Genomic DNA, 13367 nt, shown 5'->3' on the forward strand with positions numbered 1-13367 from the left:
CTCAGGCATCCGGCCCGGCCAGCCGGCGCCGCCAGGCCGGCTCGACCGCACCGAGCAGCGCGCGCATGAAGTCGTCCTGCGCCGCATACGCGGCAGCAGGGTCGCGCGACAGGTTGGAGACCCGCACCAGCAGGCCGTCCGGGATGGTGCCGAGCAGCCCGTAGCGCACCTGCGTCAGCAGCCGCCCGGCGCGGTCGATGACGATGTGGTCGCCCATCGTGAACCAGTAGCTGACCGGCTCGGAGCGGTTGCCCTTGTGCGCATGCATGCGCACCAGCGGCACCTCGCCCGAGGCGAGCGCCATGCGGTCGCGGTGCACGTCCTGCACCGCGAAACCCTGCGCGGTGTAGCAGACCTCCTGGCGGTGCGCCTTCAGGCTGTCGGACTGGTCGCCGCCCCAGGCCACGACCAGCATCATCCGTTCGCCGCGCGCGTTGACATAGGCGCGCGAGACGATCTGGCCGTACAGCTTGTCGAGGTTCTCCTGCACGTCGGGCGTCGGCGCGATCGGCGTCACCGACTTGTCCACCGTCCAGGCGCCGAAGCGGGTCGGCAGCACGGTCTCCAGGCTGAAGGCCGGCTGCACGACCGGCACCGGCCGCCAGGCGTTCGCCAGCGCCGCGCAGGCGAGCATCGCGATGCCGGCGACCCACGACCACGTGCGTGCATTCATGCCGTTCGCCTCTTCATCTTTCTCATCAGCCAGTCGAGGACCACCAGCACCACCAGCGCGACCACGAACAGCAGCACGCCCGAGACGTTGTGCAGGAAACCCTGGCCGACCTCGTCACCGAAGTGGTAGGTCAGCAGGATCAGCACGATCACGCGCACGACGTTGGCGACGAACGCGATCGGCACGATGGCCGCCAGCAGCACGCCGTTGCGCAGCCAGCCCGGCGTGTAGGTGAGGTGCATGTACAGCAGCCCGAGCGCGGCCAGCGAGTAGATGGAGTTCAGGCCCGAGCAGGCATCGGCGACCAGCATGCGGTACGGGCCGATCGAGATCACGACCCCGTCGCGCGCCATCGGGTAGCCGGCATTGAACAGCAGCCACTCGGCCGCCACCGACACATGCTGCTTCAGCTCCGAGGTCAGCGCCACCATCACGAAGCCCGGCAGCGGCACCATGAAGACCAGGAACAGCAGCGGGAACCAGGCCACGCGCAGCGCCGCGACGCCCCAGAACAGCAGCAGCGTGCCGGCGAGGATCGGCAGGTGCGCGACGACCTCGAACAGCATCAGGTTCTGCGAGCGGCCGACGAAGTACAGGAACAGCCCGGGCAGCAGCAGCACCGCAGCGGCCCCCGGCGACGGCTTTGGCGGCAGTGCGAGCAGCGACTGGCGGGCGCGCCACGCGAGCCACCAGAACACCGCGACGATGATCATCCCGTGCTCGTAGGCCTCCTCGTTCCACAGCGTCGCGTGCAGGCTGAGGTAAGTCGGCAGCAGCAAGGCCGCCAGGCCGACAGCGGTCGGCGCCCACGCGCKCGGCGACGGCAGCGCCATGGCATCGGGAGGTGTCAGCACGGTGGACATGGCGCTGCGGCTTCTTCAGCGTTCGTTGATGACGGCGCCGAGCACGACGACGCTGTGGCGGGTCAGCTGGTCGGCCAGCCGCTGTGCGTCGGCCATGCGGGTGCGGTTGCGCCGCGTGACCAGCAGGCAGCCGCTCGCGCGCACCGCGGCGGTCAGTGCCTCGCTGAACTGCGCGGCCGGCGGCGTGTCGATCAACACGAAGGCGTAGCGCTGTGCGAGCGTGCCCAGCAGCAGGCCGAACTGGCGGCGCTCCAGCAGCGGCTGCGCGCCCGGTTTGAACTGGCCGGCCGACAGCAGGTGCAGGCGCGGCTTGCCCGGCACGGCACGAATCGGTGCGCGCAGCACGTCGCGCGACAGGTACTCGGTGAGGCCGGTGCCGGCTTCCATGCCGAACAGCGTGTGCAGCGACGGCTTGCGCAGGTCGGCATCGATGACCAATGTGTCCTCGTCCATCTGCGACAACTGCACCGCGAGGTTCGCGCAGACGTGGCTGCGGCCCTCGTCCGCGCCGTGGCTGACGACCGCCAGCGTGCGCTGCTCCGGATCGTTGCCGAACCAGCGCAGCACCAGCTGAGAGCGGACGGCCCGCAGCACCTCGCTCTGCGCATCGCCCAGGCGCGACGGCAGCGCAACCGCGTCGGCGTCGATCGTCGCGGGATGGAAGTCCATGTCGAACTGGCGCGCGAGCGCGAGGTCGATGTCGGCCCGCACGACCAGGCCGAGCGCGATCGCGAGGTCGCCGAAGCGCCTCGGGTTCTGCGACTGCTGCGCCAGCACGAGGTCGACGTGGCGGCTTTCGATGCGGCCCAGCTCGACGAGGATGTTGCCGAGCCGGTTGCCGGCGGGTGGGCGCGGCGGCTCGACCGGTGCGTCGATGTCCTTCGCGTCGATGTCTTGCGTGTCGGCTGCGATCTTCAGGGTGCGGACCACGTCAACTTCCTTGGTGGGCGGCGGGCGCCGCGTGCCAGTCGAGCGCGGCGGGCTCGCCGCGCATCGGCAGCGTGCGGGGGATCGAACCGAACACCGGCAGCTTCAGCCCGGCCTCCAGCTCGTCGACGGAGCGGATGCGCCGGTCGATCAACTCGACGAGGAAGGCGGCCGCCACGCCCAGCAGCAGGCCCAGCACGCCGCTGAGCAGCAGGTTGCGCTGCACCTTCGGGCTCGAGCGCTCGGCCGGAACCGTTGCGGCATTCAGCACGTAGGCATTGGTCTGGGTGTTCTGGCCTTCCAGGCGCGTCTGGGCCAGGCGCTGCAGCGCGGCGTCGAACACGCGCTGTGCGTTCTCGGCCTCGCGCTGCAGCGTAGACATCGCATCGCGCTGCTGGCGCAGCTGCAGCACGCGCTGCTTCTGCGTCGACACCGCGGCGCGCAGCCCGGCCTCGCGGCGGTCGGACACGCCGGAGACGCTGGCGATGCTGCCGCTGGCGTTCGCCAGCTCGGTGTCGAGGCGCTCGCGCAGGCTGGTGCGCTCGGCCAGCATGCGTTCGAGCGTCGGGTGGTTGCGCCCGTACTGCTGGCTCGCCTCCTGCACCCGGGTCTCCGACCGCAGCAATTCCGTGCGCAGCGCCTGCACCACCGCCGTCGCGCCGATCTCGGGCACGCTGCGCACGCTGGCCACGCCGCCATCGCTCCGCGAGCGCGCATCGACCGATTGCGACTGCGCCATCGCGAGCTGCTGCGACAGTTCCGCGAGGCGGCTGTTCTCGACGTCGAGGCGTTCGTCGTTGGCGACGATGCCGTTGGTCTGCTGGAAGGCCGACAGCTTGGCCTGCGCCTGCTCCAGGTCGGTGCGCAGGCTCTTGAGCTGCTCGTCGAACCACGAGGCGTACAGCCGCGACGGCTGGTTGCGCAGCTCCAGGCTGGTGGCGATGTAGGTCTTCGCCCAGGTGTCGGCGACGCGTGCGGCGAACTGCGGGTCGGCGCCGGTGAAGCTCAGGTTGACGACCGAGCTCTCGCGCGAGGGCTTGATCTCGAGCTTCTTCGACAGCACGCCGGCGTAGTAGCCCTCGACGCTGCCCTTGCCCTGCGTGGCCTCGCGCCACTGTTCGACCGCCTGCGTGTTGCGGTCGAGGCCGAGCGCCTTCACGACGTCGCGCGAGACGCGCTCGCTCTGCAGCACGTCGATCTGGGTCGCCAGGTAGGTCTGCGCCATCAGCTGCCCGCCGGCGGAGGCAACGCCCAGCGCATCGTTGCCGCGCGGCTCGATCACCATCGAGGTCGTCGCGGTGTACTGATCGGGCTGGATGGCGCAGATCGCGCCGGTCGCCGCCAGCGCCGCGGCGCAGACCAGCACGATGACCCACCAGCGAGCGACGATCACGCGCAGGACTTGCTGGAAATTCATGACGACTCCCCGTTGTCGTTCTGCAGGTTCAAAACAGACTCTCCCGCACCAGCACCACGTCGTCGGGCTGCAGCTTCGAATCGGGCAGCACGTCGATCGTGAGCAGCGTTCCGTCGTCGGCGCGGCGCGTGACCTTCATGTTCCGCTCGGTGCCGCGCGGCGTGAGCCCGCCGCCGGCGGACAGCGCCTGCAGCACCGTCATGTCGCGCTCCAGCCGCTGCATGCCCGGGCGCTGCACTTCGCCGTAGATGTAGAACGCCGGTGCGCGGTGCACGTACAGCACGTCGCCGGGCTGCATCGCGATGTCGGCCGACCGCGAGGCGCCGGGCTTGAACATCTGGACGAGGTCGATCTCGATGTTCTTCAGCGCGCCGCTCTCGTAGCGGCTCAGCACCGCGCTGTCGGCCCCGCCCTGCCCCACGCCACCCGCCTGCGCCAGCGCGCCGCTGACGGTGTAGGCCATGTCGAGCACGTAGGGCCCGGGGCGGTTGACCCAGCCGAGCACCGCGATCTGCTGGCTGCGGTACTGCAGCAAGGTGACGCTGACCTGCGGCCGCTTCAGCACGTCGTTGCGGGCGAGGCCGACGGCGATCGACTGCTCGACCTGTGCGGTGGTCTGCCCGCCGACGTCGACTGCACCGAGAAAGGGATAGGTGATGCGGCCGTCGCCGTCGACGCGCACCTCGAGCGTCAGCTCCGGGTTCTGGAACACGCTGACGCGCAACTGGTCGCCGGCGCCGAGCGTCAGCGTCTTGCCGCTCACCGCATTGACGGGTGCCGCGAGCGCGGTGGCGCACAGCCACGCCGACACGAGGCCGACCGCGCCTTTCATCATTCGAGACTGCACAGGGTTCGCTCCGGCTTTTTCTTGTGGTGCGCGCGGGGCGCGTCAGAGGGACTGGGCTGGGGGCTCATGCTGGGGCGGTCGGCCCTGGCGGGCCGACTCCACGAAGAAGCTCGGCTTCGGGGGTGCATCGCCAAACTCCCTCCACTCACTTCGTTCGTTGTGGTCAAACAGTGGCGATGAGTCAGTCCACGAAGCGTGCTGCGCACGCCACCCCCGAAGCCGATCTTCTTCGTCGCCCCAGAAATCGCCCCCAGCCCAGTCCCCCTGACGCGCCCCGCGACCGGTGTGTGTTCGTAGCCCGGATGCCAATCCGGGGTTTGTCCGACACATCCCGGATTGGCATCCGGGCTACGCACTGTCGTCTCTGCAAAGGCGCGGGTGGGTGGGCTGTGGAGCGCCAATAGGGACGGGGCGCCGGAGCTGGCTGGATTCATGGCCCGCGCGCGCAGCGCGCTTCGTGAACTGACTGTCGCCGACTGTTTGACCACAACGAACGAAGTGAGTGACGGGAGTTTCGGCGACGGGCCATGAAGCCAGTCAGCGGAGGGAAGTCTTCGCCCCCACGGGGCGAAGACCGGCCCGTCCGGCGCGCCACAGCCTGCCCACCCGCGCCTTTGCCGCGCCGAAGCGGCGAACATGAGAAAGAGCGGCATCTCAGCGCAAACCCGCCACACCCTTGTCGGTCCCCGAGGCACTGGCCGACCCATCGGCCGGAAGCACCGCGGCAGGTGCCGACGCCACCGCGCCGGACGCCGCAGCAGCAGGCGCGGCACTCAGCTGCGAGATCCGCACGAAGTCGCCGACGTATTCGATCTTGGCGGTGTCGCGCAGCCGCTTCACCTCGTCGCGCGCCAGTTCGTCGCGCCGCAGGGCGGTCAGGTACTGCTCGATGAACGGCGTCGCACGCGCCGGGTCCATCGGCTGATTCTGCGAGGCCACCACCTGCAGCACCGTCACCTTGCGGTCGGAAATGAACACGGCCATGTCGCCGTCCTTCATCGCGCTGATGGCCTGGAGCTGCGTCAGCGGCAGCTGCTCGGCCCCGCGCACCGCGGCATTCGCGGCCACCTGCACCTTGTTCTTCTGCAGCCAGGTGATCACCTCGGGCATGGCCTTCGCCGACGCGACCACCGCCTTCAGCTCATCGGCGCGCTCGAGCGGCAGGTCGGTTGCGAGCTCCTGCAGGCGGAACACGCGGCGCTTCTCGAACAAGGCCGGGTTCTCGCGGTAATAGGCGCGCACCGAATCGTCCGACGGCCTGGCCTGCGCGGCCAGCGTCTTCTGCACGTAGGCCTGCGCCAGGATCTGCGCCTTGCTCTGCTCGATCGCGGCCAGCACCTCCGGGTCGCGGTCGAGCTTATTGTCGGTGGCCTGCTGGATCAGCAGCTGCTGGTCGACCAGCCGGTCGACGATCTCCTTGCGCAGCAGGTCCTGCTGCTCCGGCGGCACGCCGCCCGCGCGCGCCAGCTGCGCATTCACCTGGTGGATCGACAACTCGTTGCCGTTGACCTTGACGGCCACCTGCGAGGCGGCCTTCTTGTCCTTGCTGCCGCCGGAGCAGCCCGACATCACGGCAAGCGCGGCGACCATCATCGGCAGCACAGCCAGCAGCGGCACGGATCGAAACGAAGCAGTCATGGGGGTCCGAAGGGCTGGTGCAGGAGCCGCGACAGTACCCAGGGCGGATGAATGTTCCGTGTCAGCGCAGGCCGCTTCACCGCTGCTTTGCCCCGAGACCCGGGGGGCATGAGCCGAACGGCTCAGACCCCTGCAAACCCTGTATCCGACGTAGTCCGAAAGGCGGGCACCGCTTCATGGCACTGTCACCGCGCCTGCCGAGCATGGCCGCCACGGAGACAACGGTGCCATTGCGCACGCGAGCCACCATGGCACTCGAAGACAGGTTGCACGCGTCGCTCGGCATCTACATGCGTGCGCCGGGTTGGGTGCGCGGCATCGGCGGGCGCCTGTGGCGCGCGGTGCCCGATCGCCTGCGGCACGGCGCGCGCCATGTGGACTTCGTGCGTGATGCACGGCGTGCCGGCGCCGGCATCGGCTGGGACGAGATCGCGCAGCGCCTCGACGCGACGCTGCAGGCCGCCTCGCACGTCCCTGCGTACGCACTGCACGCTGAGCGGCTGCGCGACCGCCGCATCGACCCGCTGCAACGACTGCGCGAACTGCCGCTGCTCGACAAATCGGCATTGAAAGCCGACCTGCAGCGCTACGTGCGCACGGGCAGCTCGCCTGACGACCGGCTGCAGACCTTCACCGGGGGCTCGACCGCGCAGCCGATGCTGTTCTACCTGCAGCGCCACGTGACGCGGCCGAAGGAGTCGGCCTGGCTCGCCCGCATCGAGGCCGAGTTGATGGGCGTGCGGCGCGCCGACTGGGCGCTGTCGCTGCGTGGCCGCACGGTGGCCAGCGCCGCGCGCCACGGCGGCGCGCTCTGGACCACCGAGCCCGTCAAGCGCCACCTGCTCTTCAGCAGCGACCACCTCGAGGCCGATTTCATGCCGGCCTACGTGCAGGCGCTGCGCCGCCTGCGGCCGCGCCACATCCATGCGTTTCCGTCCGCGCTCCACCCGCTCGCCCGCTGGCTGCGCGAACACCCGGCCCCCGACTACACCGAGCAGGTGGCGAGCGTGCTGCTCACCTCCGAGAACCTCTACGACTTCCAGCACGCGCTGCTCGCCGAGGTGTTCCCGAACGCACGGATCGTGCGCCACTACGGGCACTCTGAACGCGTGCTGCTCGCGCTCGGCACGTCCGGCTCGGCACAGGTGGCGTTCGAGCCGCTGTACGGCTTGCCGGAGCTCGTCGATGCACAGGGCCGCGTCATCGATGTGCCGGGCATTGCCGGCGAGATCGTCGGCACCAGCTTCGACAACCACGTGATGCCGTTCCTGCGCTACCGCACCGGCGACATCGGCACCTGGGCCGAGGCACCCGATTACAGCGGCAACTGCGCGGGCAGGCGGCGTTTCGTGATGCAGCGCATCGAGGGGCGAAGCCAGGAGTTCGTGGTGTGCGCCGATCGGCGCCTGGTCTCGATCACGACGCTCGGCGCCGCGCACTTCGACGCGCTGGCCGCGGTCGACAGCATCCAGTTCGAACAACGCGAGCCCGGCGTCGTGCAGCTCAAGGTCGTGAAGGCCGGCGGGCTGGCGGACGGCGAACGAACACGCATCGCCACCGCCGTGCGCGAGAAGACGCAGGGCGGCTGCCGGGTCGAGGTGCTCGTGGTGCCGCAGATCGAGCGCACCGCGCGCGGCAAGCACCGCATGCTCGTCCAGCACCTGAGCCTCGACGACCACCTCGGGGCCGCGATCACGCCGGCACGCCAGCAGCGCCTGCTCGAAGAAGCCGACGCGCTGGTGCCCGCTCGATGAATGCGCCCGGCGTCTCCCGCGGCTCGCTGCGCTGGTACTGGAATCGCATGCGCGTGATGCATCCGCTGGAACTGTCCCACCGGGCCGCGAGCGCGCTCGGGCAGACGATCGACCGCATCGCGGTGCCGATGCCTGCGATCCGCAAGGGCTGGCTGCCGCCGCCCGCGTGGCTGGCGTCGGCCCACGAGATTCCCGCCGTCGACGCTGCCCCGTTCCTGCACGAAGCGGACGGGATCGCGCACGGATTCATCGAACGCGTGGATGGCCGCTTCCTGGTGCTGGGCACGCCGCCGGTCTGGGACCGGCCGCGCCGCGCCTTGTCGAACGACCCGGCCAGGCCCACGCGCGTGCCGGGTCTGCCGGTCGAAGGCGAGGTCCGCTTCGAGATGGAGCTGCACCGCCACGGCCACCTGGTGCGCCTCGCGCAGGCCTGGCGCCTGGGCGGACAGCCCCACCACCTGGCCGCGCTGCTGCTGCAACTGGAAAGCTGGCTCGAGCAGTGCCCCTGCCCGCGCGGCGTCGCCTGGTCGTCTGCACTGGACGCGGGGTTGCGCCTGCTGAACTGGTCGCTGGCCTGGCAGCTGCTGCAGGCGGACCGGGAGGACTCGCCGGTGCCGCTCCCGCTGCGCCAGCGCTGGCTCGCCAGCATCTACCAGCACGCCCGCTTCGTTCGCCAGCACCGCTCGCGCCATTCATCGGCCAACAACCACCTGATCGGCGAGCTGCTCGGACTGGTCGTCGCCGAAGCCACCTGGCCGGCCTGGCAGGACGTGGTCACCTGGGGCGCGGCGGCGCGGCGCGAGCTCGTCCACGAAGCCCTGCGGCAGACCCACGAGGACGGCGTGAACCGGGAGCAGGCCAGCTGGTACCAGGGCTTCCTGTTCGAGCTACTGGCGGTCTTCGTGCAGATCGAGCGCGCCCGCGAACGCACGCCCGATCCGCGGCTGACGCAGCGCATGGGTTCGATGGCCCGCTTCATCGCCGCGTTGCGCAACGCCCGCGGACAGTTGTCGCACCACGGCGACGCCGACCACGCACGTGCGCTGATGCTCGACGCTGCCGCGGTCGATGCGCCGGCCCGCCTGCTCGCGTTGGCCGTCGACCTGGGGGTGGCGCCCGAACTCGCGCCGCTGGTCGACGGGCCGTCGCAGATCACGCCGTGGCTGGTCGGACCGGTGGTCGCTGCACCCCGTGCGGCGGCCGGCACGGCCCATGCCGTGCGGTCCCTGCTGCCGCGTGCGTTCCCGCAGGGCGGCTACCACCTGCTGGGCAGCGGCTTCGGCCGGGCGGACGAGGTGTTGATGGTGGTCGACACCGGCGCGCTCGGCTACCTGGGCATCGCGGCGCACGGGCATGCCGATGCGCTGTCGCTGCGTCTGTCGGTGGCCGGGCAGGCGCTGCTGGTGGACCGCGGCAGCTTCGTCTACAACGCCGAACCCGAGTGGCGGCATTTCTTCCGCGGCACGCTCGCGCACAACACCGTCTGCATCGACGATGCGGATCAATCGAAGTACGGCGGCCCGTTCCTGTGGCTGCGCCACGCGCTCTGCGAACTCGAGTCGTTCGCGAGCGACGACATGGCCGGCCACGTGCAGGCGCGCCACGACGGCTACCGCCGGCTCGCGCAGCCGGTGATGCACACGCGCCGCGTCGAGTGGCACGGCACGGCACGCCGTTTCCAGGTGATCGACACGTTGGCCGGCCGCGGGTCGCACGCCGCGGCGGTGGCCTGGCACTTTGCGCCCGGTTGCCGTGTCGAGATCATCGACGGCACGGCACACATCGGCGCCGATGGCGTGTCGCTGCGCCTGGTCGTCGATTCGCCGGAGACGCCGGGCCACTGGGAACTCCACCACGGCGCGCCGGGCTCGATGCTCGGCTGGCACTCGCCCGCGTTCGGGCAACGCATTCCCGCCCCCACGCTCCTCTGGCGCACCCGGATCTCCGGCACGTCGGTCGTGCGCAGTTCGATCGACATCCATACCTCATGACGGAGACAAACCCATGCGCCAGGAAATTCTCGGATGCGCCGTCGACAATTTGTCGATGCGCGAAACGCTGGACCGCGTCGGCGCGATGATCGCGACCGGCCGGCCGCACCAGCACGTGGTGATCAACGCCGACAAGGTGGTCAAGGCGGCGCGCGACCCGGCGCTGGCCGAAATCATCGCGCGCTGCGACCTGGTCAATGCCGACGGCATGCCCGTCGTCTGGGCCTCGCACCTGCTGGGCCAGCCGCTGAAGGAGCGGGTCACCGGCATCGACCTGTTCTTCGAGCTGCTCGGCCGTGCTGAACAAGAGGGCTGGCGCGTCTACTTCCTCGGCGCGCGCGAAGGCGTCGTCAACGAGGTGGTGCAACGCGCGCATGCGAAGCACCCGCAGCTCGCGATCGCCGGGCACCGCAACGGCTACTGGCAGGCCGACGAGGAGCCGGCCGTGGTCGATGCGATCGCGCAGGCGCGGCCGGACATCCTGTTCGTCGCGATCAACTCGCCGCGCAAGGAGGAGTTCCTCGCGCGCTGGCAGCGCGAGATGCGCGTGCCGTTCGCGATGGGCGTCGGCGGCACCTTCGACGTGATGGCTGGCCTGACCCGGCGTGCGCCGCGCTGGATGCAGCGCAGCGGCCTCGAGTGGTTCTACCGCTTCCTGCAGGAGCCGCGCCGCATGTTCAGGCGCTACTTCATCGAGGACATGGGCTTCTTCCGGCTGCTGGCGATCGCGATGCTGCAGCGGCTGGTCGGGCCGAAGCGCGCGCGGCGCGAGGCCTGAGAGGCGCTGCGGCGGGATCCAGCCCGGCGGCTCGCGTCAGCTGCGCGACTTCAAGCTGGGCATTGCGAAGTGCTCGTAGTGGCCGACGCCGTTCTGGACCACGGGGTCTTCGGACGTGAAGCCGGAGATCTCCTGGTCGTCGGCGATCTGGTACAGCGAGACGCCGTAGCTGCCGGCGGGATCCATGACCGGCCCGTGAGCGACGATCACGCCCTGGGCCAGCAACTCGTTCATGTAGTCGGCGTGGCGCTTCATCAGGCTGCGCTCTTCATCCGACAGCGTCGGCAGGAAGTCCGCCCGCGGCGGGATGAATTTGCAAAGGTAGTACTTCATGTTCATCTCCAGCTGATCCGCCCGTCAGGCGGCGGTTTGGACGCTCTTGAGGATCGAGCCCTCGAACATCTTGGGCGCGTAGCTCTGCAGGAACAGGATCATCCCCGTCATCTTGCCGACCGGGTTGCTGAACTTGGGCTCCTTGCTGGCGATCAGCTTCGCGATGGCGTCGACGACCGCGTCCGGTGCCTGGGCCTCGTCGAGCCCCTTCTGCGTGGCCGCGTTGGCCTGCTTGCGATAGGTGTCGTAGTCGCCGATGGCCCGGCCGGTCGCCGCGACGGCGTGGTTGCCGAGATTGGTCTTGAACCACACCGGCTCGACCATGCTGACCTTGATGTTGAACGGGTTCAGCTCGAAGCGGAGGGACTTGAAGAAGCCTTGGACCGCATGCTTGGAGGCCGTGTAGAACGACAGGTTCGGCGGGCCGATCAGGCCGACGATGGAGCTGACGGTGATGATCTGGCCTTCGCGCTGGGCACGGAAGTGCGGCAGCAGCGCGTTCGTCACCTTGACCGTGCCCCAGAAGTTCGTCTCGAACTGTTGGCGACCCACCTCCAGCGGCGTCTCCTCGGCCAGGCCGGTGACCATGTAGCCGGCGTTGTTCACCAGCACGTCCAGACGTGGGGTGAGGCGGAACAGCTCCTGCGTGAAGCCCTTGATGGACTCGTCGTCGTCGATGTCCAGGCGGATCAGCTTGAACGGCAGATGGGGGTACTTTTTCGGGTCGCGGCTGGTGCCGATGACGTTGCAGCCCTGCTGGTGCAGGCGGGTGGCCACCATCAGGCCGAATCCGGAAGAGGCGCCGGTGATCAGGACAGTCTTTTTCATGGTCAGTGCTTTCGAGGCTGCAGCGCCGGGGGCTGCTGCTGGGTTGGGAACGAGATCGACTGTGCCCAGGCAGCGGCGCCACGGCACTCGCCGAACACGCCAATCAACATACGGAATGCGCCAACGAATGCGCCCAACCTGGCGCGTTCCGCTGGTGCAGATCCTCGGGCCCACCCGTAGACTGAAGTCATGCAAGACGAGAAAGCACCCACCCCCAGGCTGCCGGACGGGCGCCCGGCACACGCGGGCACCTTTGCGGTCTGGCCCGGCTGGCTGCTGCTCATGCACGATGCCGGCGTGAACGGCGCCAACGTGCTGCGCCGGGCGCAACTGCCCGGCGACCTCTTCGCGCGGCCCAACACCCGGCTCGATTCGCAGACGTACTTCAAGCTGTGGGCCGCCATCGAGGCGGATGCCGGCACCGAGGACGGCCCCGTGCCCGTGAGGCTCGCGAAACGGATGACGTCCGACTGGTTCGAGCCCGAGCTGTTCGTTGCCCTGTGCAGCGACGACCTGAACGGTGCCTTGGCGCGCCTGGCCAAGTACAAGCGCCTGGCCGGCCCGATGGCCTTGCACATCGAGCGCACGGAGCGCAGGACCACGGCGACGCTGGAGTTCCTGGACCACGCGATGCCGCCGCCGCCGGTGTTGATGGCCTTCAAGCTGGTGTTCCTCGTCCAACTGGCGCGGCTGGCCACCCGCAGCACGCTGCACCCCCTGCGCGTCGGGTGGCCGCAGCCGACCCCATCGGCCCGGGAAACGCGGGCCTACGCCGACTACTTCGGTGTCTCGGTCGAGAAGACGCTGGTGCCGACCCTGGTGTTCTCGGCGGAGGACGCGCACCAGCCCTTCCTGACCGCCAACCACGGCATGTGGTCGTTCTTCGAACCCGCGCTGCGCCAACGGCTTGCCGACCTCGACCGGCACGCGACAACCGCCGACCGCGTGCGCAGTGCACTGCTCGAGGCCTTGCCCGCCGGCGGCCTCTCGATGCAGGCGGTGTGCCGCAAGTTGGGCGTCAGCAGCCGCACGCTGCAACGTCGGCTGCAGGACGAAGGCACGAGCTTCCAGCAGACGCTGGACAAGCTGCGCAACGCGCTGGCCCACCACTACCTGCAGAACTCGCTGATGTCGGGCGCGGAGATCGCCTTCCTGCTGGGCTTCGAAGATCCCAACTCCTTCATCCGGGCGTTTCAAGCCTGGACCGGCAGCACGCCGCATGCCGTGCGTTCGGCGCATGCGGCTTCCAAGAGCGCCGCGACCGAGCCCGAGGCGCTCCCTGGCTGAGCTTCGGCTCCAAAGAAACCAGACGGTCGTC

The 13367-nt window shown here is 69.6% G+C and carries 12 protein-coding genes; 4 read left to right on the forward strand and 8 right to left on the reverse strand.

Features of this window, described 5'->3' with window-relative positions; translation table 11 throughout:
- Position 1: 1 nt before the first annotated feature.
- The 6 genes from epsI to ACXJLU_RS14050 all read right to left on the reverse strand — a co-directional run bounded on the left by epsI (position 2) and on the right by ACXJLU_RS14050 (position 6365).
- Positions 2–673, reverse strand: coding sequence for an exosortase-associated protein EpsI, B-type (epsI, locus tag ACXJLU_RS14025; RefSeq protein ID WP_457331828.1), 672 nt, complete (start codon positions 671–673; stop codon positions 2–4).
- Positions 670–1536, reverse strand: coding sequence for an exosortase B (gene xrtB / locus ACXJLU_RS14030; protein WP_457331830.1), 867 nt, complete (start codon positions 1534–1536; stop codon positions 670–672). Before xrtB ends, epsI begins: the two co-directional genes overlap by 4 nt.
- A gap of 15 nt (positions 1537–1551) precedes the next feature.
- Positions 1552–2466 carry a P-loop NTPase gene (locus ACXJLU_RS14035; RefSeq protein WP_457331831.1) on the reverse strand — a complete coding sequence of 305 codons (915 nt, stop codon included), beginning with the start codon at positions 2464–2466 and terminating at the stop codon, positions 1552–1554.
- 1 nt (position 2467) lies between these two features.
- Entirely contained in the window at positions 2468–3880 is a 1413-nt protein-coding gene (gene epsF / locus ACXJLU_RS14040) for a chain length determinant protein EpsF (RefSeq protein WP_457331833.1), read from the reverse strand.
- Between the two features lie 28 nt (positions 3881–3908).
- A complete protein-coding gene (gene epsE, locus ACXJLU_RS14045) occupies positions 3909–4715 on the reverse strand; it encodes a polysaccharide export protein EpsE (protein ID WP_457331835.1) in 807 nt (268 codons plus the stop codon).
- 666 nt (positions 4716–5381) lie between these two features.
- Positions 5382–6365, reverse strand: a complete 984-nt coding sequence (locus ACXJLU_RS14050) for an EpsD family peptidyl-prolyl cis-trans isomerase (protein WP_457331837.1) — start codon at positions 6363–6365, stop codon at positions 5382–5384.
- A gap of 248 nt (positions 6366–6613) precedes the next feature.
- Between ACXJLU_RS14050 and ACXJLU_RS14055 the strand changes: the two genes are divergently transcribed.
- From ACXJLU_RS14055 to ACXJLU_RS14065, 3 genes are read left to right on the forward strand one after another with little or no spacing between them, the layout of a single operon-like run.
- Positions 6614–8119 carry a phenylacetate--CoA ligase family protein gene (locus ACXJLU_RS14055; protein ID WP_457331839.1) on the forward strand — a complete coding sequence of 502 codons (1506 nt, stop codon included), beginning with the start codon at positions 6614–6616 and terminating at the stop codon, positions 8117–8119.
- Positions 8116–10110 carry a heparinase II/III domain-containing protein gene (locus tag ACXJLU_RS14060; RefSeq protein WP_457331841.1) on the forward strand — a complete coding sequence of 665 codons (1995 nt, stop codon included), beginning with the start codon at positions 8116–8118 and terminating at the stop codon, positions 10108–10110. The genes ACXJLU_RS14055 and ACXJLU_RS14060 overlap by 4 nt, the downstream gene beginning before the upstream one ends.
- Positions 10111–10123: 13 nt before the next feature.
- The gene (locus ACXJLU_RS14065) at positions 10124–10888 is read left to right on the forward strand and encodes a WecB/TagA/CpsF family glycosyltransferase (RefSeq protein WP_457331843.1); all 765 of its coding nucleotides are present in this window, start codon (positions 10124–10126) and stop codon (positions 10886–10888) included.
- Positions 10889–10924: 36 nt separating this feature from the next.
- On the opposite strand, the gene ACXJLU_RS14070 is transcribed toward ACXJLU_RS14065, so the two are convergent.
- On the reverse strand, positions 10925–11221 hold the full coding sequence (locus ACXJLU_RS14070) for a YciI family protein (RefSeq protein ID WP_457331845.1): 297 nt from the start codon (positions 11219–11221) through the stop codon (positions 10925–10927).
- Positions 11222–11245: 24 nt separating this feature from the next.
- Positions 11246–12049 (reverse strand): SDR family oxidoreductase, encoded by an 804-nt coding sequence (locus tag ACXJLU_RS14075; protein WP_457331847.1) that lies wholly within the window; start codon positions 12047–12049, stop codon positions 11246–11248.
- 189 nt (positions 12050–12238) lie between these two features.
- Between ACXJLU_RS14075 and ACXJLU_RS14080 the strand changes: the two genes are divergently transcribed.
- Positions 12239–13336, forward strand: coding sequence for an AraC family transcriptional regulator (locus ACXJLU_RS14080; RefSeq protein WP_457331849.1), 1098 nt, complete (start codon positions 12239–12241; stop codon positions 13334–13336).
- The last annotated feature ends 31 nt before the right edge of the window (positions 13337–13367 follow it).

Source organism: Rhizobacter sp. P5_C2, from assembly GCF_054049715.1.